We start from the raw sequence: 23,528 nt of genomic DNA on the forward strand, positions 1-23,528 counted from the left end.
TCAGTACTGCTTCGCGATCGCTTCGAGCATCCGTTCCAGGGTCTCGTGCGCCGGCGGTTCGACCACGTCCACGATCGTCTGCGGCACGGTCAGGTTCTTCTCCTTGACGACGTCGTTGAAGTGCCGGGGATCGGCGGTGCGGAAGCCGAACGTCGCCGCGAGCTTGCCCAGTTCGGCATCGGTCTGCAGCAGCTCGCCGACGCGGTCACCATCGCCGCGCAACGGCACCAGCGTGTGCTTCGACAGCACCGTCGGGGCCGGGTAGAGCAGCTTCATGTCCGGGCGGATCGACGAGTCGCCCCGCACCACCCTGTCCACGAACTGCGCCTCGTACGCCAGCACCAGCGGCGTCTTGCCCATCCCCGCGGACAGGTAGTCCTCGAACGGGCCCTCGGTGCTGCTCTGCGTGTACCCCTGGTCCAGGAACAACCTCGACACCGCGGGCAGCACCTTCGCCTCACCGTCCGCCGAGGACACCACCCCGCCGTTCGCGACGAACGACGTGATCGCCAGGTACATCGCCGCCGAGTTCGAGTCGCGCGGATCGGTCGTGGTGACGAGCAGGTTCTTGCGCGCGGGGTAGGACGTGTTGCCCGGCAACTGGTCCCAGCGCGTGCCCTGCGCCACGAGCCCCAGGTAGGCCTGCACGTCGAACGTCGGGTAGCCCGGCCCGTCCTTGACCACGCCGGCCTTCGTCAGCAGCTCGACGATCGGGTCGAACGTGGCGATCACCATCGGCGACGAGAACGGCGCGTAGGTGCGGGCGGCCTTGCGGTCGCGCTGGATCTTCTCCGCGGCGGGAGCCGAGGAGGGGAACGCGAAGTCGTACGAGTCCAGGTCGGTGGCCGTCGCGATCTGACGCGATCCGGCCGGGTCCACCTCGACCTTCAGACCGTGCTTCGCGAACACGTCCTTGACCCGCTGGTCGGCGAAGAAGGCGAGCTTCTCCGAGCCGATGACCCCGCGCACGGTCCGGAGCTGGGCCTGTTCGCCGCCCTGTCCCAGGACGATCGCGGTCACCACACCCACCAGGAGCACCACCGCCAGGCCGATGCCGAGCGTTCTCTTCACTGTCCACCTCTGCCGAAAACCCTGTCGAGGAACAGATCTTTCGTCACTTCGACGCGTTTTCCCGGTGGTGCGTGGCAAGCGGAAGGTGAACTCTCGGTGAACGAGCCGATGAGTTTCGGCAGGCCGCCGAGTCGGTACCGGTGAAACGTCCGGATCGAGGAGGTTCGACGATGAAGTTCGTGACGATCGGCTACGGAGAGCGTTCGGGTTATGACAGCACGGACCAGGCCGTCCGCGACGAGGCGCACGCCCACGACGCACGTCTGCGGGCGGCCGGGGTCGAGATGGGCATCGCGGGAGAGCCCGTGCAGGTGCGCAACCACGGCGGCAACGGCACGAAGGTGGAGGAGGGGGCGTTCCTGACCTCCGCGATGCCGATCGCGGGGTTCGCGCTCATCGAGGCGGAGTCGCTGGAGGAGGCCGTGCGGATGGTGGCGGGGACTCCGTGCGCCGTCGCGCACGGAGTCGTCGAGGTGTGGCCGCTCCAGTCCTGACGGCGGCGCAGTCCTAACGGCGGCGCAACCGCTTGTCCAGCACGGCGGGTGTCGTCGCGAACGCGTCGTTCTGCCGCACGTTCGTGCCGGGCGGAACGATCTCGTCGATCCTGTCGAGCACGTCTTCGCTCAGCCGCAGCCCCGAGGTCGCGATCAGGTCGGTGAGGTGGTGGGGCTTGCTGCCGCCGAGGATCACCGACGTCACGCCGGGGTGCGCCAGCACGAACGCCGTCGCGAGCGCCGGCAGCGAGATGCCGATCTCGGCGGCCAGCTTGGAGAACTGCTCAACGGCGGCGAGCTTCGCCTGGTTGCCCGGATCGGACATGTCGAACATCCCGCCCCACGACGCACGCAGCTCGCTGCCCGCGGTCGGGTCGGCGCGGCCGGAGAGCCATCCTCCGGACAGCGGGCTCCACGTGAGCGCGCCCATCCCGTGCCGTTGGATCGTGGGCAGCACGTCGGCCTCGATCCCGCGCGCCAGCAGGGAGTACTGCGGCTGCTCGGTGCGGAACCGCTGGTGCCCGCGCCTGTCCGCGACCCACTGCGCCTCGACGATCTCGCTCGCGGGGAAGGTCGACGAGCCGATCGTGCGCACCTTGCCGGCGCGGACGAGGTCCGAGAGCGCGCCCAACGAGTCGTCGATGTCGGTGTTCTGGTCGGGGCGGTGCATCTGGTAGAGGTCGATGTGGTCGGTGTCGAGGCGGCGCAGGCTGTCCTCGACGGACCGCTTGATCCACCGCGCCGAGCCGCCACCGTGGTTGGGGTCGTCGCCCATCGGGAAGTAGAACTTCGTCGCGACCACCACGTCGTCACGGCGACCCTTGAGCGCCTTGCCGACGATCACCTCCGACTCGCCGAGCGAGTAGGCGTCCGCCGTGTCGATGAGGTTGACGCCCGCGTCGAGCGCCGTGTGGATCATCCTGACCGACTCGTCGTGGTCGGCGTTCGAGTAGCTGCCGAACATCATCGCGCCGAGCGCGAACTCGCTGACGGTGATGCCGGTCGTGCCCAGAACCCTGTATTCCATGCCTCCCACGGAACCGCGACGGACCCCGTCCGTGACAGGGCCTGCCAGTACCCCGCACGGCCGGGTGAACCGCCCTACGCTGGGGTGCGTGAACACCGAACTGCGCGAGTTCCTCCGGACGCGGCGGGCCAAGGTCACGCCCGAGGAGGCTGGACTGCCCGTCTTCCCGGGCAGCCGTCGCGTGCCCGGCCTGCGCCGCGAGGAGGTCGCGCAGCTCGCCGGGGTGAGCGTCGACTACTACGTGCGGCTGGAACGCGGGAGGAGCGTCAACGTCTCCGAGTCCGTTCTGGACGCACTGGCGAGGGCGTTGCGGCTCAACGAGACCGAGCGCGCCCATCTGTACACAGTGGCCAAACCGACCCGCAAGACCCAGGCCATGCCACCACAACGCGTGCGGCCGGGGTTGCGCAGGGCGGTGGACTCGATGCCGGACGTGCCGGTGCTGCTGCTGGGCCGCCGCACCGACGTCCTGGCCGCGAACGCACTGGCCCGCGCGCTGTACAAGGACTTCGACGCCGCGCCACCGCACGAGCGGAACATGATCCGCTTCATCTTCCTCGACCCGGCGGCCCGCGAGCTCTACGACGACTGGGAGGGCAACGCCCGTCTCGCCGTCGCGGCACTGCACGTGTACGCCGGACGGCACCCGCACGACCCGCGGCTTGCCACGCTCGTCGGTGAGCTCTCCGTGCGGGACAACGACTTCCGCCACTGGTGGGCCGACAACGACGTCTACCAGCACGCGCACGGCAGCAAGAGCCTGCACCACCCGGTCGTCGGCGACATCACGATGGCCTACGAGTCGCTGACGGTGGACGCCGACCCGGAGATGTCGCTCGCCCTGCACACGGTGGAGCCGGGCTCGCCGTCCGAGCAGAACCTGCGCCTGCTCGCGAGCTGGGCGCTGGAGCGTACGGCGGAAGCTCCTCCGGTGGCGGGCTTTCCGGGGCACGCCCTAGCCGAGCAGCCAAGCGACGTCGCGCACTAGCGCGTGCCGCCAGCCCACCCGGTCGTGCCCGGACGGCCCGCGGTTCGTCCGCACGCTCGCACCCGCCTGTGCGGCAAGCTCTTCCACCGCGGAGCAGTGCCGGTGCATCCGGGGCTCGTGCTCGCCGGCGTCGAACGCCACTCGCAGCCCGGACAGGTCAGGACGAGCACGCAACAACTCCGCCGTGTCGCCTCCTGCCGGGCCGTCGAGCGACAGCCCGTGCTCCGGCAGGTCGCGTGCCCACCAGAACGAACCCGACTGGCACGCCACCTTCGACACCAGCGAGGGGAAGTCCAGCGCCGCGCGGAACGCGCTGAGCCCACCGAGGCTCTGGCCCGCCACCACGAACCGCGAGAGGTCGACCGTCACGCCGTTCTCCGCCAGCAACGGCAGCAGCTCGTCCCGAATCGCCTGCCACAGCGCGGGTGAGCTGTACTCGGCACCGCGATCACGAGGCGTGGGCAGGAAGACGAGTGTGGCGGAGGGCATCTCGCCCGCCTTCACCGCCGACTCGAACGCGGCGACCGCCGGATGCACGTACATCCAGTCGTCGCCGTCGAGCAGCAGCACGACAGGGTCGCCACCCTTGTGCACGCGAACCGTCTTGCGCCCCAACGTCCCGTTCCACCGGATGCGCAACGACGGCACGTCCAGGACCTCGTCCGGCCCGACGACGGGCCAGTGCGGCTGCGGCTCCAGGTCCGGCGTCACGAAGATCGACCGGTTCGGTCCCGCCCCGGCCGGGTTCGACGGGTCCGCGTGCTCCTCGCCGTCAGCGTCGACGAAGTGGTAGGTCACGCGCAACCGGTCCGGCAACGAGACCTCGGCGGCCCACAGGTCGCCTTCCTCGTGCGTCAGCTCGACCGGGTCCACCACGTCCTCGAACCGCAGCGAGGCCGGGCCGCCACGCCACTCGAACCGCGTCATCGGGCCACCGCCAGCTGGTAGGAGGAGTCACGGCCGAGCAGGTCCCGGTGCGTGCCCTCGGACGTCACCGTGCCGCCGTCCAGCACGATCACGCGGTCGGCGACGTCCAGCAACGCGGGGCTGCTGGTGATCACGACCGTCGTGCGGCCGCGCCGCAACGCCGCGATGTTGTGCGCAATGAGCTGTTCGGTCACCGCGTCGACCGCCGTGGTCGGGTCGTGCAGCACCAGGATCTCCGGGTCCGCGGCCAGCGCACGTGCCAGCGACAGCCGCTGCCGCTGCCCGCCGGACAGGTTCGCGCCGCGGTCGCGCACCGCGTAGTCGAGGCCGTCGGAGTGCAGGGCCACGACGTCGGTCAGCATCGCGGCGGACACGGCCTCGTCCACCAACGCGCTGGTGCCGGCCGGATCCACGTTCTCCCGCAGCGTTCCCGCGAACACCTCGTGGTGCGACGGGTTGACCAGCAGGTGGGTGCGCACGCTCTCGATCGTCAGCGACGCGACCTCGCGCTTGCCCACCCGCACGACCCCCGAGTACGAGTCCGGTGGCGCGTCGACGGACAGCACCGACACCAGTTCGGCCGCCGCCTGCGGCTGGTAGGCCGCGATAGCCACGAACTCACCGGGCTCCACCGAGAACGTCAGGTCCTCCAGCGACCCGTAGCCGACCCCCGAGACCTCCAGCCCGCTCTCCGGACCGGGCACCTCGGCACCGGGCGTCATGCGGGGCGGCGCCGCGAGGATCAACGCCATCCGCTCGGCGGAGGCCCGCGCGATCATCACGTACTTGGGCATCTCGCTGAACAGCTTCAACGGCTCGATCAGGAACTGCGCCAGGCCGACCACCATCACGAGCTGGCCGATGCTGATCTCGCCCCGGAACGTCAGCAGGCCCGCCCACAGCGTCACCGCCGCCGCCAGCACCGAGTTCAGCGCCAGCCCCAGCCCGGCGTAGACGCCGTTGACCCGCGCCACGACGATCGACTGCTGCTTCGCCTCCGTGCTCACCCGGCGGTAGGCCTGGAAGGCCGCGTAGCTGCCGCCGAACCCGTGCAACGGCCGCAGGCCCGCGATCAGGTCGGACACCTTCGCGCCGGCCCGCGCGACCTTCGCCTGCTGCACCTGCGTGTTCGCGCCGATCCGCCGCGACATCACGCTCAGGACGCTCAGGATCGCCGCCGTGCCCACGAACACGGCCACGCCCAGCGGGACGCTGATGAACGCCAGCACGACACCGGTGATCACCACCGACACCAGCGAGCTGACCAGCAGCGGCACCACCTCGATGATGTCGGCGGTCTGGTCGGCGTCCTCGGTGGCGATGGTGAGCACCTCGCCGGACTTCAGGTCGACCTCGCGGCCCACCGGCTGCAGGCCGCGGTCGGCGACCGCCACGCGCCACCGGTGCGCCTCGGTCGTGTTCGCCTTCTGCAGGATCCGCATGCCGAACCGCCACGAGTACGACACCGTGGCCATCACGAGTCCCAGCGCCAGCAGTGCCAGCCCGAGCGAGCTGAGCTGCCCGCCGCGCAACGCGTACTCGACGATCACGCCGAGCAGGATCGGCACGGCGGTCTCGGCGGCCTGGTAGCACCCCATCAGCAGGGTGCCGGCCGTCATGGCTCCGCGGTTGCGGCGCAGGGCGATCCGCAGGATCTCCCGGCCGGTGCGGACTTCAGGATTCGTCAACGTGGCGCGCAATCGCTTCGGGGGTGGAGAGGGACAGCAGGTCGCGGATCGTGACCACGGGACCGAACTCGCGGCGGAGCAGGCCGATGAGCCTCACCGCGAGCATCGAGTGCCCGCCCAGGTCGGTGAAGCCGCTCGTCATGCCCACCTCGTCCTCGTCGAGATCGAGCGCCTCCGCGAACATCTCGCGGACGAGCGTCTCGGTCTCGGTCAGCTCCCGGTCCTCGACCTTGGTCATCAGGGTGCCGAGCGGACGGGCCTCGGGCAAGGCCGACGTGTCCGCCTTGCCGTTGACCGTGAGCGGGATCGCATCCACCTGCGCGAAGTGCGACGGCCGCAGGTAGTCCGGCAGGCCAGCGCCGACCTCCGCCGCGATCGACGGGATGTCCGCGCCCTCGTTCAGCACCAGGTAGGCCGCGAGCCGGTACGCACCGTCGACCTGCGGGTCGGCCTGCGCGACGGCCGCGACGAACCGGACGTCCGCGTGGGCGGCGAACCGCGCCTCGACCTCGCCCAGCTCCACGCGGTGACCGCGGATCTTGACCTGCTTGTCCGTGCGGCCGAGGTAGAGCAGGTTGCCGTCCGTGCGCCGGATCACCAGGTCACCGGTCCGGTACATCCGCTCGCCGGGCACCCACGGGCACGCCACGAACCGTTCCGCGGACTGCCCCGGCTGCCCGAGGTAGCCGCGCGCGATGCCCACACCCGACACGTAGAGCTCACCCGCGACGCCGTCCGGCACGTGCCGCAGCCACGGGTCGAGCACGTAGACGTCGGTGTTGTCGATCGCCACGCCGACCACCGGGTCGACGCAGTCGAACGTGCCGACGCCCAGCGTGTTGATCGTGTACTCCGTCGGCCCGTAGAGGTTGTAGCCCACCACACCGGGGGTGTCCGCGAGCTGCTGCCACAACGTCGGCGTGACGGCCTCGCCGCCCAGCAGCACCAGCGCGGGCTTGTGCTCGGCGGCCAGCAGTCCCTCGGCCACCAGTTGCTGCGCGTACGTCGGCGTCACGTTGATGACGTCGATCTCGTGCCGCAGGCAGTACTCCACGAGCCCGGTCGCGTCGCGGCGCAGCTCCTCGTCGCAGATGTGCACCTCGTGGCCGTCGGCGAGCCAGAGCAGCTCCTCCCACGACATGTCGAACGCGAACGACACGGTGTGCGCGATCCGGAACGTGCGGTGCCCGTGCTCGGCCAGCACCGGCTCGAAGATCCGCCGCTGGTGGTTGACCAGCATGTTCGTCAGACCGGCGTACTCCGTGACGACGCCCTTGGGCTTGCCGGTCGAACCGGAGGTGTAGATCGTGTAGGCCGCGTGCTTGAGCCTGTCCGGATCGTCCGCGGCGAAGGTGACCACCGGTTCGGCGTCCGGCCACGGCTCGTCCAGCTTGAACGTGGTGCCCTGGATCCTCGGCGCCACCGCGGTCGTCGTGATGACCAACGCCGGTGCCGCGTCCTCGATGATCGCGGCGATCCGCTCGTCCGGGTGGTCCAGCTCCAGCGGCACGTAGGCCGCGCCGCAGCGCAGGATGCCGAACAGCGCGACGACCCAGTCGAGCGAGCGCGGCACGGCGATGGCGACCGAGGTCTCGACACCGATTCCCTTGTCCGACAACACTCCGGCGAGGTGACGGCTGCGGTCGCGGAGCTCCGCGAACGTCATCGTCTTGCCGTGAGCCACCAACGCGACGCGATCCGGGTTGCGGTCGGCCGCCTGGTCGAACAGGTCGACCACGGTCAGGTTGCCGAAGTCGTTGGCGGGGTTGAGCTCCGGAGCCGGACCCGACCCGATCGAGCCGATCAGGCCCTCGGCACCGGTCAGCTCGTCGAGCATCGCGAGGTAGGAGTCGAACAACCGCTGTGCGAACGCGGGATCGGTGACCTCGGGCCGGTACTCGACCTTGACCGTCAGCTCCTCGCCCGGTGTCACGACCCACGTGAACGGGTAGTGCGTCGAGTCCTCCGACTCGTGGCCCGTGATCCCGTTGCGGGAGTTGAACTCGGTGAACGTGTCGTCGTCGAGGAAGTTCTGCAGCACGAACAGGCTGTCGAACAGCTGGTCGTGCCCGCTGGCGCGCTGGATCTCGCCGAGCCCGAAGTGCTCGTGCTCCATCGTCGCGACCCGCGAAGCCTGGACGCCGGCCAGGAACCCGCCGACGGTGTCGTGCGGCTGGGCGTTCACGCGCATCGGCACGGTGTTCAGCAGAACGCCGACGATGCCCTCGGTGCCCTCCTGCTCACGCCCGGACACCGTCACGCCGAACACCGCGTCGCCTCGCCCGGTCTCCTTGCCGAGCACCAGTCCGAGCGCCCCGGCGACCACCGAGTTCAGCGTCACGCCGTGGCGGCGAGCCGTCTCGCGGATCCTGTCCGACGCCTCGACCGGCAACGTCCGCACGAGCTTGGCCGGCAGCGAGTCCGAAGTGGACTGGTCACCGAGGAGCGTCGGGCCGGACAGCCCGGAGAGGTAGCCGGCCCAGAAGCTCTGAGCCGCCTCGACGTCCTTCTCCGCCAACGCACGCGTGTAGCTCTCGTAGCTCGGCGTCGCGGGCGTCGAGTCGACCGACTCGCCCGCCAGGAACGCCTGGTAGGCGCCGAACATGTCGTCCAGCACGATCGCGCGCGACCAGCCGTCCCACAGCAGCAGGTGGTTGGTGAACAGCAACGTGTCCGTGCCGTCCGGCAGGCGCAGGATCGTGAGCCGCACTAACGGGGGCGCGGTCAGATCGAAGCCCGTGGCGCGGTCCTCGACCCGCAACGCCTCGACGGCGTCGGAGTTCAGCACGTCCACGGTCCGCACCGGCACCTTGCCCGCGGCGCCCAGGACCTGCACCGGAGAGCCGTTCTCGTCGGACTCGAAGCCCGCTCCGACGACGGGGTGCCGCGCGATCACGTGCGTCAGCGCCCTGCCCAGGGCGTCGGCGTCGAGACGGCGGTCGAACGTGAAGAAGCTCTGCGCCACGTACTGACCGGACTGACCGGCCAGCTCCGCCTGGAAGTACAGGCCCCGCTGCAGGGGCGAGACCGGCGCGGTGCGGCGCACGGTGGCCGACGCCTCCGCGATCCGTTCCAGCGCCAGCAGCCACCGGGCCGCGATCTCGTCCGACACGTCCTCGGTCAGCGCGAACGTGGCGCGCAGCGAACCGGTCGAGGTGTCGACCCACGAGTTGACCTCGACCGCGTACGGGCTCGGCCGGTTCTCGGGATCGACGTGCAGCGCCTGGGACTCGCTGCCGCGGCCGAGGTAGTTGAACAGCACCTGCGGCCGGGGGAGCGCGGCCAGCACGGGCGCGGTCTGCGGGTTCAGGTACCGCAGCTGCCCGAACCCGACGTGCGCCTCCTCGTCCGGTTGCCGGGCGACGACCTCCCGCGCGGCCTCGACCGGGTCGGTGGCGGGGCTCAGCCTCACCGGTGCGATCGCGGTGAACCAGCCGACCGTGCGGGTGTAGTCGTGGTGGTCCGCGGCGGGCACGCGGCCGTGCCGTTCCAGCTCGACCACGAGGTCCGTCGGGGTGCCTTGGATGTCGGTGAGCGCGGTCCGCAACGCACCGAGCAGCAGCTCGGTCAGGCCCAGGCCGAGCGCCGTCGGTGCGGTCTGCACGACGCGTCCGGTGATGTCGGCGGCCAGCGTGACGGTGACCTCGCGCCGTTCGCCGATCTGCGGCGTGAGCACCGGGGCGTCGAGCGTCTCGATCCACCGGCGCAGGTCGCCGCCGGACTGGGCGTCGAGCATCAGCGTCTCGGCGTACGTTGCGAACGACGTCGTGACCGGCGCGAGGTCCTCTCCGCGCATCGCGGTGTTGAGGTCTTCGAGCAGGATCAGCCAGGACACCGCGTCCACGGCCAGGTGGTGCACCGCGACGACGAGCGTCCGGCTGTCCTCCAGCCACGTAAAGGCCGCCATGACACCGGCTTCGGCGTCGAGCCTGCGTGCCGCTGATTCTGCGGCGTCCTGCGGGTCATCCGTCGAGACGACGACGTCGACCTCGGCCGCCGGCTCGGTCCGCAACGACCACACGCCCTCGCCGGTGTCCAGGCGCAACCGCAGCGCGGGGTGCGTGGACACGACGGCCTCAGCCGCCTTGCGGGCGTCGGCGAGGCTCGCGCACTCCAGCTGACGGGCCTGGGCGAACAGGTCGAGCGATCCGCCGAGCTCCCGCTGCCGCAACACGATCGGCGTCGGCACGACCGGGCCGTCCGACGCCTTCTCGACGACGGGAGCTGCCTGCACCACGGGCTGTGCCGCGAACTGCTCCGCGAGCGCCCGAGGCGTCTTGTAGAGGAACATGTCGCGCGGCGAGATCGCGAACCCGAGCGCCCGCGCCCGGTTCACCACGCCGATCGCCATGATGCTGTCGCCACCGGCCACGAAGTAGTCCGTGTCGGCGTCCACATCGGACACCGGCAGCGCGTCGCGGAAGATCCCGACGAGCGCGTCCAGCGCCGAGCTGCTCGCCTCGACGACCGGCGCGTCCTCCTGGCGGGCGCGTTCCTGCAACGCGGTGCGGTCCAGCTTGCCGTTGACCGTCATCGGCAGCCTCTCCAGCGGGATGACCCGCTGCGGCACCATGTGCGACGGCAGCTTGCCGGAGAGCGCCGACGTGATGTCGGCGGACGGCGTGCCCACGACGTGCGCGACGAGGTGGTCGGCTGTGTCCGCCACGGTCACCGCCACGTCGACGACACCGGCGATCTCGCGGACGGCGGCCTCGACCTCGCCCAGCTCGATGCGGAAGCCGCGCAGCTGCACCTGGCCGTCGGCGCGGCCGATGAACTCGATCTCGCCGTCGAGGTTCCACTTCGCGAGGTCACCGGTGTGGTACATCCGCGACCCGTCGGCCGCGAACGGGTCGGCGACGAACCTGCTCGCGGTCAGCTCCGGCCGGTTCGAGTAGCCGAGTGAGACCTGGTGGCCCGCGAGGTAGAGCGTGCCGGCCACACCCGGTCCGACGGGCCGCAGGGCGTCGTCGAGGACGTACGTCCGCTGGCCGGGGACGGGCGGGCCGATCGGGCAGACGTCGGCGCGGCCGGGGTCGAAGTCGCTGTCGTCGAGGACGTGCCGCGCGGTGTACACGACGGACTCGGTCGGGCCGTAGATGTTGACCAGGTCCGGCGTCCGCGTGCCGTAGCGCTGGACCCACTCGCGCAGCCGGCCGAGTTCGAGCGCCTCGCCGCCGATGATGATCCGGCGCACGGACGTGATCGCGTCGCTGTGCTTGTCGGCCTCGATGAACTGGTAGAACGCCGACGGGGTCTGGCTCATCACGGTGACGCCGCGGTCGCGCACCACCTGGTGGAAGTCGACCGGCGAGCGGGTCAGGCCGTGGTCGGGGACCAGCAGCTCGGCACCGTTGGTCAGCGAGCCCCACAGCTCCAGGACCGCGAAGTCGAACGAGAACGAGTGGAACTGCGTCATGACGTCGCCGGGGCCGAAACCCATGTCCGGCAAGGTGTTCGCGAGGAACGTCACCACACCGCGGTGCGGCACCACGGCGCCCTTGGGCTTGCCGGTCGACCCGGACGTGTAGATCACGTACGCCGGGTGGTGCCAGCTCGCCGCGGTGATCACGCCGTCGCCCGGAACCTCGTCACCGATCGTCAGAACCCTTGCGGGCGAACCGATCCGGGACGCGATCGCCTCGAAGCGGTCGCGCTGTTCCGGAGCGACCAGCACGACCTGCGGCGCGGTGTCGGAGAGCAGGTACTCCAGCCGCTCGTCCGGGTACGCCACGTCCAGCGGCACGTACGCGCCACCGGCCGACACGACCGCGACGAGCGAGATGACCTGCTCCAGCGACCGGGGAACGGCGACCGCGACCCGCTGGTGCGGCTTCACCCCGGCGTTCGCGAGCGTGCGCGCCAGCCGGTTCTTCGCGTCGGCGAGTTCGCTGTACGACAGGCTTTCCGAGCTGCCGTCGAGCCGGCACAGCGTGACGGCCCGTGCCTCGGGGGTCCGCGCGGCGGCGTCGTCGAACAGTTCGGCCAGCGTGGCCGGTTCGATCGCGGCGGGTTCGGTGGTCTGCGGCTCGGGGATGCTCTCGCCGGCCAGCAGGGCGTTCAGCGCGTCGGCGAACGTCCGCACGATCCGGCGCGCACCCTCGGGGCGGATCACCACGGTGTCGTGCACGAGGTTGAACTTCAGCGAACCGTCGTGCCCGCGCTCGACCACCAGCGTCAGCGGGTAGTGCGGCGCGCCCTCGTTGACGACGTCGGCGATGCCGAACGAGTCGCTGCGCAGCGACGTGACGTCCGTGGCGACGTCGAACACCACGAGCGTGTCGAACAACGACCCGGCGTCGGCCAGGCGGCCGATCCTGGTCAGCGACACGTGCTGGTGCGGCAGGACGGCGGTCTGGTGCTCGCGCATCCCGTCCAGCAGGTCGCGAGCGGAGGTGTCGCCGGACCACCTGGCGCGCACCGGGATGGTGTTGATGAAGAGTCCGACGAGCTCGTTGATGCCGGGGACGTCGGCGTCGCGGCCGGACACCGTCGAGCCGAACACGACGTCCTGGCTGCCCAGGATCCCGCCGAGCGTCACGGCCCACGCGCTGTGCACGGCCACGCTGAGCGAGACTCCTGCGGCCCGCACGCGTTCGTCCACATCGGACGGAGCGTCCAGGATCATGTCGGCGAACCGCTCCGACGGCGTGTGGCCGGGCACGGTGATGGACGGACCGGCGAGGTCCCGCAGCTCGTGCGACCAGACGCGGTCGCTCTCGTCGGCGTCGCTCTCGACGAGCCACCGCACGTAGTCGGCGTAGCTGCCGCGCACGTGCACCGACCCCGGCGCGTCGTACTCGGCCAGCAGCGCGCGCAGCATCGGCGGCACCGACCAGCCGTCGGCGATGATGTGGTGCACGGTCTGCACCAGCACGTAGCGCCGCGGCGCGGTGAGGACCAGCGTGAAGCGCATCAGCGGGCCGGTGGCGAGGTCGAACCCGGCGACGCGGTCGCGTTCGGCCAGCTCGCGGATCTCCTCGTCGGTCATGCCCTGGCCGTTGACCGTGGTGAACACCGGCCGGACACCCGACTCCAGCACCGACACGACCCGGCCGTCGGACAGGCTCGCGAACCGCGCGGCCAGGTTCGGGAACAGCTCCAGCACTCGCGCCGCCGCCGCTTCGAGCCGCTTGGCGTCGACCGCGCCGGTCAACGTCAGCAGCTGCTGCTCGACGTACCGGTGAGCGGAGTCGTCGTCGAAGACCGAGTGGAAGTACAGGCCCTCCTGCAACGGCGTGAGCGGCAGGACATCCCGCAGCGCGCCGTTGTCGAGCGAGTCGACGTCGGCCTGGGTGAGCGGCAGCAGCCCGAAGTCGCTGGGGGAGTGGCCGCCCGTCGTCAGCTGTGCCAGGCCCTCCAGCGCGGCGACGAAGTACTCGCCGATCTTCGCGGTGTCGTCGTCGGTGAACACGCCCGACGGCCACGAGATCACGGTGACGAGTTCCAGCTCGCCGTCGCTGCCGGGTTCGGCGGAGGCGTTGAACTCCAGGGCGCGCGGCAGCCGCATCGCCGGGTCGCGCTTCTCACCGAGCTGACCGGCGTTCTCCGCGAGCTGCCAGTCGCCGGTCGTGCCACCGGCGAACCGGCCGAGGTAGTTGAACAGCACCTGCGGCCGGGACGACTCGAAGGTCTCCTGGCCGAGGTACTTCAGCGCGCCGTACGAGACACCGTTGCTCGGCACCCGCGCGAGGTCTTCCTTGACCCGCTTCAAAGCCGCGGGAAGATCATCGATGTCGACGGGGTCCACCGTCACCGGGAACAGCGTCGTGAACCAGCCGACCGTGCGGGACAGATCGGGGTCGAGCGGCACGAACCGGCCCTCGCGGCCGTGGCCCTCCAGCTCGATGTGCGCGAACGTCTGGTCCTGTCCGTTGTCGCGCCGCCAGCGGGCGAGAGCGACGGCGAGACCGGTCAGCAGCACGTCGTTGACCTTGGCGTGGAACAGCGCGGGCACGTCGCCGAGCAGCGCTGCCGTGGCCCGGGAGCCGACGGTGACCGTGCGGAGCTGTTCGCCCGCAACGACATCGGCGCCGTTCAGCTCACGCCGGCCGAGCACCTGGTCCACACCGGGCAACGCGCGCTGGTAGTAGGAGCGGTCGCCGTCGAACGAGGCCTGCTCCAGCAACTGGGTCCAGCGCCGAAACGACGTGCCGACCGGGCGGAGCTCGATCGGGGCGCCGGAGAAGACCTGCTGCCAGGCCAGGGCGAGGTCGTCGAACAGGATGCGCCACGAGACGCCGTCGATCACCACGTGGTGGATCACGATCACGAGCTGCCGAGCCCCGGAACGCCACACCGCGCGCAGCATGACGCCCGCGTCCGGGTCGAGCCCGTCCGTGGCCGCCGCGACGCACTCCTCCAGCGGGGCGTTGCTCTCCTCCCACAACGCCGGACCGTCGGCGGGGATGTCGAACGACCAGCGCTCGCCCCGGACCAGCTTGGCGCGCAACATGTCGTGCCGGGCGACCAGCGCGTCGAGGATCTGGGTCAACGCGTCGGAGGTCAGCGCGGCCGGGGTGTTGAGCACGACCGACTGCACGAAGCCGTCGACGGCGTCCGTGGTCTCGCCGAGCCACTGCACGATCGGCAGACCCGCGACGGGCCCGGTCGGCACGTCGTCGTGGTCGACCGCCGATGCACCGTCACGCGACGCGACAGCGGCCAGCGCGCGCGGCGTGCGGTTCACGAAGATCTGGGTGGCGGTGACGAACACGCCCTCGGCCCGCAACGCGGACAGCAGCGAGATCGCGAGGATGCTGTCGCCGCCCAGTTCGAAGAAGTCCTGGTCGGCGCCGACCCGCTCGACCCGCAGCACGGACGCGACGGCGGCGCAGATCACGGCCTCGTCGTCGGTGGCCGCCTCGGTCACCGGCCCGGTCTCCACGACGGGCTCCGGCAGCGCGCGGCGGTCGAGCTTTCCGTTGGGCGTCAACGGGAACTCGCTCATCACGACGACGTGCGCGGGAACCATGTACTCGACGAGGTTCTCGGTCGCCCACTGCTTCACGGCGTCCGAGGTCAGCTCAGGATCGGACGGCACGACGTACCCGACGAGGTAGTTGCCGCCCGCGGAGTTCTTCCGCACCACGACACAGGTGTGGCGCACCTTCGGGTGCTCGGCCAGCGCGAGCTCGACGTCCTCCAGTTCGAGCCGCATACCGCGGATCTTGACCTGGTTGTCGACGCGGCCGAGGAAGTCGAGCGAGCCGTCCGGCGCGAACCGCGCCAGGTCACCCGTGCGGTAGAGGCGCGACCCGTCGGTGGCGAACGGGTTCGCGACGAACCGCGACGCCGTCAGCCCGGCGGCGTTCACGTATCCGCGCCCCAGCAGGAACCCACCGATGTACAGCTCACCGCCGACACCGACGGGACATGGCCGCAGCTCGTCGTCCAGCACGTAGAGATCGGTGTTCGGGTTGGCCTTGCCGATCGACGTCGACAGCCGCTCTGCCTCGCCGCGGTAGATCACGTGCGAGACGCCGATCGTGGCCTCGGCCGGGCCGTACCCGTGGTACATCGGGATGTCGAGCCGCGTGCGGAACCGCTCGTACAGCTCGGGGGTGAGCACCTCGCCGCCGCACCACACGTGCCGCAGGCTGCCGAGCTCGCCCTCTCCCGCGATGTTCAGCAGCACGTCCAGCATCGACGACACCAGGTACACGAACGTCACGCGGTGCCGGTCGATCGTCCGCAGGAGGTGGTGCGGGTCGCGCTCGCCGCCGGAGCGCACGACGACGGTCCGGCCGCCGCACACCAGCGGCAGGAAGATCTCGTTGATGGAGATGTCGAACGACAGCGGCGCCTTGAACAGCGACGCGTCGGAGTGTCCGAAGTGGAGGATCTGGTCCACCTGCCACAGCAGGCGTTCGCTGATCGCCTCGTGCCGGATCATCGCGCCCTTGGGGCGGCCGGTCGAGCCGGACGTGAACATCACGTACGCGAGCTGCGCGCCGCGGATCGTGACGTCGGTGGGATCACCGGGGTACTCGGAGAAACCCCAGTCGGCGAGGTCGACCGCGACCGCTTCCGGCTCGCCTTCCTGGCCGGTGCCGAGGACTAAGACGACCTGGGCGTCGGCGATCACGGACTCACGGCGCGAAGCGGGCCACTGCGGGTCCAGCGGCACGAACGCGGCCCCGGCCTGCAGCACGGCGAGCAGGCTGACGACCATCTCGGCCGAGCGGGGCAGGGAGATGCCGACGACCTGCTCCGCGGTGATGCCGCGGCCGATCAGGTGGTGGGCGAGCTGGTTGGAGAGGGACAGCACCTCGCCGTAGGTGAGGGCGCGGTCGCCGTCGTTGATCGCGACGGCGTCCGGGCGCTGCCGGGCCTGCTCGCGGAACAGCGCCACGATGCCCGGCCGTTCGCGCGGGAACTCGTTGTCGTTCCACCGGGTCAGCGCTTCGAGCCGCTCGGCGGGCGTCTCGGAGGTCAGCGTGCCGACGGCGCGGTTCGGGAACTCGGCCAGGTCGTCCAGCGCCCGTTGCGCCGCATCCTGGTCGACACCGCGCGGAACGGGGATCGCCCACCCGCCGGGTCGTTCGGCGACGTCGGAGTTCTGGCCCTTGTCGGCCCACACGAGCAGATCGCCGAACGGCGTGGAGGACGTGAGCTCGAACCCCTCGACCTCGAACGAGGGGTCGGCCCAGAAGTGGAGTGCGACGGCACTCGCCACGGCGATGGTCCGCTGCGGGTACTCACCGGCACGGCGCCGAACGGAGGCGATCCGGGCGGTCGAAAGAAGTACGTCACGGTCGGCCAACTGTTCCATTGACGACTCAGCCATCCCTTCACTCTCGGTGAAGGTAGCCTAACCTAAGTATTTGCTGATCCGAATCGCCAAGCGGCCCAAAGTGCCGCGTAACGCCCGTCACGCGCCACAAGTTCTTCGTGTGTTCCCTGTTCCAGCACGCGGCCCGCGTCGAGCACGGCGATCCGGTCGGCGGCGATGGCCTGGGTCAGGCGGTGCGCCACCAGCAGCGTCGTGCGGCCCCGGCAGGCGGCCAGCGCGGCGCGTTCCAGTGCGGCGGCACCCTGGCTGCCCGCCTCGGCCGTCGACTCGTCCAGCACGACGACGGGGGAGCGGCCGAGCACCAGGCGGGCCAGTGCGATCTGGGCGATCTTGGTCACGTCGAGGCGTTCGCCACCTTCGCCGACGTCCGTCTGCAGGCCCTGCGGCAAGGCGTCGACCCACCCGTCCGCGCCCACGGTCCGCAACGCGTCCCTGAGCTCGTCGTCGGTCGCGTCCGGTGCCGCGAGCCGCAGGTCCTCGGCCAGCGGGCCGGCGAAGACGTGGGCCTCCTGGGTGAGGATGCTGACGAGCGCGCGGGCGCCGGCCTCGTCCAGGTCCGCGAGGTCGGAGGTGCCGATGTGCACCGATCCGGTCAGCGGGGTGCCGGTGCCGGCGACCAGTGCCGCGAGCGTCGTCTTGCCCGCGCCCGTCGCGCCGACCAGGGCGAGCGACGTGCCGGCGGGGATCTCCAGGTCGACGTCCTGGAGCACGTCGTGCTCGGACTCGGGGTAGCGGAAGGAAAGCCCGCGCACCGAGACCGGAAGTGGTCGTGCGTCAGCATCAACGGCCACCGCGCTGCGCACGAGCTCGTCGCCGTCGGACTCCGTGAGCACGCCGACCAGTCGCGTCAGCCCGGCGCCGGACTTCTGCGCCTCGTCGAAGAACGCCATGATCAGCCCGAGCGGCACGAACAGCTTGTGGAACAGCAACGCCGCGACGGAGACCTGGCCGAGCGACGACTCCCCGTTCGTCACGAGGAGGTAGCCGACGACGATGATCAGCCCGAGCCCGATGAACTCGGCGCGGTTCTCCCTGCCGATGAACCGGCCGAAGAACCGGAAGACGTCGATGCCGATGTTGCGCACCCGCCACGACTCCGCGGTCACCTTGTCGCGGAAGGCGTTCTCCAGCCGGTACGCGCGGACCGTTTCGATGCCGTCGAGGCCGCTGATCAACGCCTGCGCGCGGTCGGCCTGCGCTTCGGAACGGGCGCGGTAGAGGGGTTGCGAGCGCGGCAGGTACCAGCGCAGCGCCAGCCAGTACGCGGGCAGCGCGCAGGCGCCGGCGAGACCGAGGCGCCAGTCGAGGCCGAACATGCCGATGGTCGCGATGACCACCAGCACGACCGCCGAGAAGATCGTCGGGATGGCCGTGCGGAAACCCTTGGAGATGACCGCGACGTCGTCACCGACGCGCGAGAGCACGTCACCGCGCCCAACCTCTTCGATCCGCGCGCTCGGCATCCCGAGCACCGCGCGGACCGCGCCTTCCCTCAGCCGTGCCAGCATTTCCGCGCCCACGCGGCCGACGAGGTAGGTCGACACCGCGGTCATCGCCGCACCGGCCAGCGCCGAGACGATCGTCGCGATGCCGATCGTCCAGAGGATCGACGCGTCGCGTCCCTGCACGATCCCGTCCACGACGGTGCCCAGCAGGAACACTGGGACGATCTGCAGCAACGCCCCCGCCACCGTCGCCACGACGGTGGCGATCGGCAGTGCGGGGGCGGAGCGGCAGTGGTCGAGCAACCAGCGGGAGGCCTCCCGCCCGGACGCCGTGCGCAGGATCTTCGACGGCGCGCCGGAGACGCTGGTGGTCACGAGAGGAGGCCTTTCGCCGGGTTGTGCGTGGATCAGCCGGAGGACTTGGCCGACTTCACCAGTTCGTCGATCGCGTAGGGGAGGGATGCGAGGGTGGCCTGCGAGATCGCGGCGCCGACCGCCGGGCCCTCGCTGTCGAGCAGCCAGGAGACCTTGCCGGCCTTGACCGCGGGCAGGTTCGCGAAGAGCTGGAAGTTCTTGAGCGAGTCCTGGTCCGCCTTGTCGGCGATCACGAAGATGCGGTCGGTGTTGATCACGTCGACGCGCTCGGGGGACAGCGAGGTGAAGAACTTGCCCTCGGCGATCTCGTCGATCTTCGTGTTGCCCTTGAAGCCGATGCCGCTGACGAGCTGGCCGCGCACGTCGGTCGTGGCGAACGGCGAGACCGCGTCCTTGTACCAGGTGGTCACGGTGGCGGTCTGGTTCGCGAAGTCCGGGTTGGCCTTCTTGGCCTCTGCCATCTTGTCGTCGATGCCCTTGATCAGCTTCGCGCCCTCGTCACCCTTGCCGACCGCCTTGGCGATCTGCAGCGCGTTGTCCTGCCACTTGGCGGAGAAGGGCTCCTTCTCCTCCTTGGTGCGGCCGACCACCGGTGCGATCTTGGTCAGCTTGTCGTACCAGGCCTGGTCGGCCTCGGAGTAGACGGCGACGATCAGGTCGGGGCGCAGCTGCGCGATCTTCTCGTAGTTGGGCTCGGTGTCGCCGTTCTTCATGACGACCTCGGGCGTCGTCGAGCCCCACTTGTCCTTGACCCAGGCCCACTGCGTGTTGACGTCGGGCTTGGTGCCCTCGGGGTTCGGGTACTGGTCGACCATGCCGACCGGGACCACGCCGAGCGCGAGCAGCGTCTGGTCGTCGGTGTAGCCGAGGGAGACGACGCGCTTGGGCGCCTCCTTGACCTCCGTCGTGCCGAAGAAGTGCTCGACCTTGGTCGGGAACGTGCCACCGGAGGCGTTGTTCGAGCCGGGAGTCGTCTCAGGCGTGGAGGAACCACATCCCGCGAGGACGCCGGCACTGACGACCGCGGCTGCTGCCACAGCGGTCAGTCGCTTCCAGGTCGTGGTCGTTCTCTGGCCCATTCGGCACCTCGTTCTTCGCTGCCCACGCGGCGGGGGAAATTTAGGACAGCCGAACCTTATCACCCAGTTAGGGCAGGCTAACCAAGGTCTTGGTCACTCTTCGATACCACGTGAGTCCGGCCGATAGGCACGATCAATGGCCGCTCGCTCACGGGGTCGTCGATGACTTTCGCCTGCAGCCCGAACGTGTCCAGCAACAACTCGCTCGTGATCACCTCGCTCGGATGTCCCTGCGCGACAATGGATCCCGACCTCATCACGATCAGGTTGTCGCTGTAACGGACGGCGAGGTTCAGGTCGTGCAACACCATCACGATCGTGCAGCCGCTCTCGTGCAGGTCGTCGACGAGGTCGATCACGTCGATGGCGTGCGCGAGGTCGAGGTACGTCGTCGGCTCGTCCAGCAACAGCAGATCGGTGCCCTGCGCGAGGGTCATGGAGATCCACACCCGTTGCCGCTGACCGCCCGAGAGCGAGTCGACCGGGCGGTGCGCGAGATCCGCGACACCGGTCATGTGCAACGCTTTGGCGACCACGTCCGCGTCGTCGCTCGACCACTGGCGCACCCAGCTCTGGTGCGGGTGCCGTCCGCGCGCGACCAGGTCGGCGACCGTCAGCCCCTCCGGCGCGATCGGCGTCTGCGGCAGCAGCCCCATCCGCTTCGCGACGTCCTTGGTCTTCAGCCGCGCGATGTCGTGGCCGTCGAGCAGCACGGTGCCCTGGCGCGGTTTGAGCAGCCGGGACAGCGTGCGCAGCAACGTCGACTTGCCGCAGCCGTTGGGTCCGATGACCGTGGTGATCACCCCGGTCGGGATGGCGACGTCGAGGTTGTCGAGCACGACCCGTTCGCCGTACCCGACCGTGACGCCCTCGGCCCCCAGTCGGGCGGTGTCGTTGCGCAGCGCGGTCATAGGGCAACCTTACTTAACGAAGCCTGGCCTCAGGCAGCGCGCTTCACGTTCGCCCGCACCAGCAGGTAGACGAGGAACGGTCCGCCGATGATCGCCGTCACGATGCCGACGGGCAGGTCGTTGGGCAGCACCGTCCGCGCGAGCAGGTCGGAGCCGATCAGGAGCAACGCGCCGAACAGTCCGGACGCGACCAACGGCGGCACGGGTGTGCGCAGCAGTCGCATGGTGATCTGCGGTGCGACCAGCGCCACGAACGGCACGGGCCCGGCGGCCGACACCGCCACACCGGCCAGCAGCACCGCGCACAGCAGCAGGATCGCGCGCACCGCCGAGTAGCGGACGCCGAGACCGGCGGCGACGTCGTCACCGAAGTGCATGGGCCGCAACTGGAACGCGACGACCAGCACCACCAGCACGAGCGCGGCCATGATCCAGATCGACGCCCACACCTCGGACCACGACCGCGAGTCGAGCGACCCGACGAGCCACCGCTGCGCGCGGGCGACGTCGCGGATGTCCGCCAGCGTCAGCAGCCACGTCGTGAGCGCCTGCATGACCGCGTTGACCGAGACGCCGATGAGGATCAGCCGGAAGCCGTCGATGCCCTTCTTCCACGCCATGAAGTACACGAGCAGCCCGGTCAGCAGGCCGCCGGCGAGTGCCGCGGTGGACAGTCCGACCGCGTTGCCGATCGCCGCGCCGCCGCTGGCCGTGACGACGAACACAGCCGTCGCGCTGGCGCCGCCGGTGATGCCGAGCACGTCGGGGCTCGCGAGGGGGTTGCGCGCGATCGACTGGGTCAGCGCGCCGGAGATCCCCAGCGCCACACCCGCGATGAGCCCGACGAGGGCGCGCGGCATCCGCAGGTCCATGATCACGAACTCGTCGACCCGCTCGCCCTGGCCGATCAGCGTCCTGAACACCGCGGGCAGTTCGATGGTGAAGTCGCCGATCGCGATCGACACCGAGAAGATCAGGAACGTCAGCGCGGCCAGCACGACCGTGACGAGCACGATCCACGGTCGCCAGACCCAGGACCAGCCGCCGACGCGGAAACCGCGGTGCAGGTCGGGTGCCTCGGGAGAGTTGATCATGCCTGCCTGAACTTCCCGAGCCACACCAGCACCGCGAAGAACGGGGCGCCGACGAGGGCGATGACGATGCCCGCCTGCAGTTCGGCCGGCCGGGCGACGAGGCGGCCCGCGATGTCGGAGAGCAGCAGCACCACGCCGCCGAGCAGCCCCGCGTACGGCACGAGCCAGCGGTAGTCGGGCCCGGTGAACCACCGCGCGACGTGCGCGACCATCAGTCCGAGGAACGCGATTGGCCCGCACGCCGCCGTGGCGGCACCCGCGAGCAGCGTGACCGCCACCACGCCGACGGTCCGTCCCATCGCGATGTTCACGCCGAGGCCGCGCGCGACGTCGTCGCCCAGGTTCAGCAGGTTGATCGCCGGCAGGTTGAGCAGCGCCAGGAAGAGGCCGACGCCGATGAACGCCGCCGCGACCCAGATGACGTCGAACCCGACGCCCTGCACCGACCCCGCGTTCCAGAACCGCAGCACGTCGAGCGCCTGCGTGCTGCCCAGCGCGACCGCCGTCGTCATCGCCGCCAGGAACAGGGTGACGCCCTGCCCGGCGAGCGCGAGCGTCAGCGGGTTGCCCGCGCCGCGCCCGAGGCTCGACAGCCCGAACACCACCACACCCGCCGCCGCGGCCCCGAGGAACGCGAACCACATGTACTGCAACGGACTCCGCAGGCCCAGCAGCGACACCGCCAGCACCACCGCGAACGACGCGCCGGCGTTGACGCCGAGCAACCCGGTGTCCGCGATGGGGTTGCGCGTGTGGCCCTGGATCAACGCGCCCGCGACACCGAGCCCGATGCCCGCCACGACCGCGAGGACCGTCCGCGGCACCCGCAGCGTCTGCACGATCAGCGTGATCTCGGTGAGCCGCTGGTCGCCGCCGGGATCACCGAACAGCCCCTGCCACACCTCGGAGGGGGTGAGCGACCGCGCGCCCACCACCAGCGACACCACCGCCGCCGCGGCCAGCAACACCAGCAGCCCCGCCAGCCCGAGACGCCGCCGCCGGTGCGGGCTCTCCGGTGCCGGTGCGGGTTCGAGCCCGCGTTGCTCCACGACCATGCTCACGACGGGCTACGTTAGCTCCCGCGTGCCCGGTCGACCTAGGGCACCCTTACCTAACCCCTGGCCTCGACGGCCCGCACGGTCTTCTCGAGCGCACCGCCCAGCACCTTCCTGCCGAGCAGGCCGAGCGACAGACCGAGCAGCCTGCCCTTGAGGTTCTTGCCCTCCCGCACCACTTCCGCGTGCACGAGGGTCGTTCCGTCGTCCTGCCTCGTGAACGTGTAGGTGTGGCCGGAACGCCCGCCCCACACGTTGGAGTCGACCGTGGTCAGCACGACGCGGGCGGGGTCCGACCAGTCGTAGCGCAGGCGTTCCCAGATGCCGCCGGAGCCCTCGGTGACGTCGGCGAACGCGTCGCCCCTGTCGTGCACCCGCAGGTCGGCGTCGGCGCTGTTGGGGAACAGGTCGGCGCGGCCGGGGCCGAAGTCGGTGAGCCCTGCGACGAACTGCTCGGGCGTCGCGGTGGTCCGCTGGGTCAGGGTGATGGTGGGCATGTCCTCGGCTCCTCGTGATCCTGTGTGCGGAGATCACGATGCCGGGGCCAGGGGGTCGTTCGCGCCCGTGAGTGTCCCTGGT

Annotated in this window: 13 protein-coding genes; 2 read left to right on the plus strand and 11 right to left on the minus strand. The window is 70.4% G+C overall.

What is annotated here, in order from left to right; translation table 11 throughout:
* Entirely contained in the window at window positions 1-1,071 is a 1,071-nt protein-coding gene (locus tag ACFWN2_RS39450; protein ID WP_382435677.1) for a hypothetical protein, read from the minus strand.
* Window positions 1,072-1,241: 170 nt separating this feature from the next.
* On the opposite strand from ACFWN2_RS39450, the gene ACFWN2_RS39455 reads away from it, so the two are divergent.
* The gene (locus ACFWN2_RS39455; protein WP_382435678.1) at window positions 1,242-1,565 is read left to right on the plus strand and encodes a YciI family protein; all 324 of its coding nucleotides are present in this window, start codon (window positions 1,242-1,244) and stop codon (window positions 1,563-1,565) included.
* 13 nt (window positions 1,566-1,578) lie between these two features.
* Here the strand turns inward: ACFWN2_RS39455 and ACFWN2_RS39460 are convergent, their stop codons facing one another.
* On the minus strand, window positions 1,579-2,592 hold the full coding sequence (locus ACFWN2_RS39460; RefSeq protein WP_382435679.1) for an aldo/keto reductase: 1,014 nt from the start codon (window positions 2,590-2,592) through the stop codon (window positions 1,579-1,581).
* Between the two features lie 88 nt (window positions 2,593-2,680).
* Here ACFWN2_RS39460 and ACFWN2_RS39465 point away from each other — a divergent pair, with 88 nt between their 5' ends.
* A complete protein-coding gene (locus ACFWN2_RS39465; protein ID WP_382435680.1) occupies window positions 2,681-3,580 on the plus strand; it encodes a helix-turn-helix transcriptional regulator in 900 nt (299 codons plus the stop codon).
* On the opposite strand, the gene ACFWN2_RS39470 is transcribed toward ACFWN2_RS39465, so the two are convergent.
* The 9 genes from ACFWN2_RS39470 to ACFWN2_RS39510 all read right to left on the minus strand — a co-directional run bounded on the left by ACFWN2_RS39470 (window position 3,548) and on the right by ACFWN2_RS39510 (window position 23,446).
* Entirely contained in the window at window positions 3,548-4,507 is a 960-nt protein-coding gene (locus ACFWN2_RS39470; RefSeq protein WP_382435681.1) for an alpha/beta hydrolase-fold protein, read from the minus strand. The two genes, ACFWN2_RS39465 and ACFWN2_RS39470, sit on opposite strands and share 33 nt — an antisense overlap.
* The gene (locus tag ACFWN2_RS39475) at window positions 4,504-6,195 is read right to left on the minus strand and encodes an ABC transporter ATP-binding protein (RefSeq protein WP_382435682.1); all 1,692 of its coding nucleotides are present in this window, start codon (window positions 6,193-6,195) and stop codon (window positions 4,504-4,506) included. Before ACFWN2_RS39475 ends, ACFWN2_RS39470 begins: the two co-directional genes overlap by 4 nt.
* Window positions 6,182-16,984: an amino acid adenylation domain-containing protein gene (locus tag ACFWN2_RS39480; protein ID WP_382435683.1), complete on the minus strand. Its 10,803-nt coding sequence runs from the start codon at window positions 16,982-16,984 to the stop codon at window positions 6,182-6,184. Before ACFWN2_RS39480 ends, ACFWN2_RS39475 begins: the two co-directional genes overlap by 14 nt.
* A gap of 29 nt (window positions 16,985-17,013) precedes the next feature.
* Complete coding sequence (locus ACFWN2_RS39485) at window positions 17,014-18,810, minus strand: ABC transporter ATP-binding protein (RefSeq protein ID WP_382435684.1); 1,797 nt, start codon at window positions 18,808-18,810, stop codon at window positions 17,014-17,016.
* A gap of 32 nt (window positions 18,811-18,842) precedes the next feature.
* Window positions 18,843-19,889 carry an iron-siderophore ABC transporter substrate-binding protein gene (locus tag ACFWN2_RS39490; RefSeq protein WP_382435685.1) on the minus strand — a complete coding sequence of 349 codons (1,047 nt, stop codon included), beginning with the start codon at window positions 19,887-19,889 and terminating at the stop codon, window positions 18,843-18,845.
* 77 nt (window positions 19,890-19,966) lie between these two features.
* Window positions 19,967-20,800 carry an ABC transporter ATP-binding protein gene (locus ACFWN2_RS39495; RefSeq protein ID WP_382435686.1) on the minus strand — a complete coding sequence of 278 codons (834 nt, stop codon included), beginning with the start codon at window positions 20,798-20,800 and terminating at the stop codon, window positions 19,967-19,969.
* 29 nt (window positions 20,801-20,829) lie between these two features.
* Window positions 20,830-21,894, minus strand: coding sequence for a FecCD family ABC transporter permease (locus tag ACFWN2_RS39500; protein WP_382435687.1), 1,065 nt, complete (start codon window positions 21,892-21,894; stop codon window positions 20,830-20,832).
* Window positions 21,891-22,949: a FecCD family ABC transporter permease gene (locus tag ACFWN2_RS39505; protein WP_382435755.1), complete on the minus strand. Its 1,059-nt coding sequence runs from the start codon at window positions 22,947-22,949 to the stop codon at window positions 21,891-21,893. The genes ACFWN2_RS39500 and ACFWN2_RS39505 overlap by 4 nt, the downstream gene beginning before the upstream one ends.
* Before the next feature lie 56 nt (window positions 22,950-23,005).
* Window positions 23,006-23,446 (minus strand): hypothetical protein, encoded by a 441-nt coding sequence (locus ACFWN2_RS39510; RefSeq protein ID WP_382435688.1) that lies wholly within the window; start codon window positions 23,444-23,446, stop codon window positions 23,006-23,008.
* Window positions 23,447-23,528 lie beyond the last annotated feature (82 nt).

Origin of the sequence: Lentzea sp. NPDC058436 (assembly GCF_042721515.1) — a bacterium.
Classification (GTDB): domain Bacteria; phylum Actinomycetota; class Actinomycetes; order Mycobacteriales; family Pseudonocardiaceae; genus Lentzea.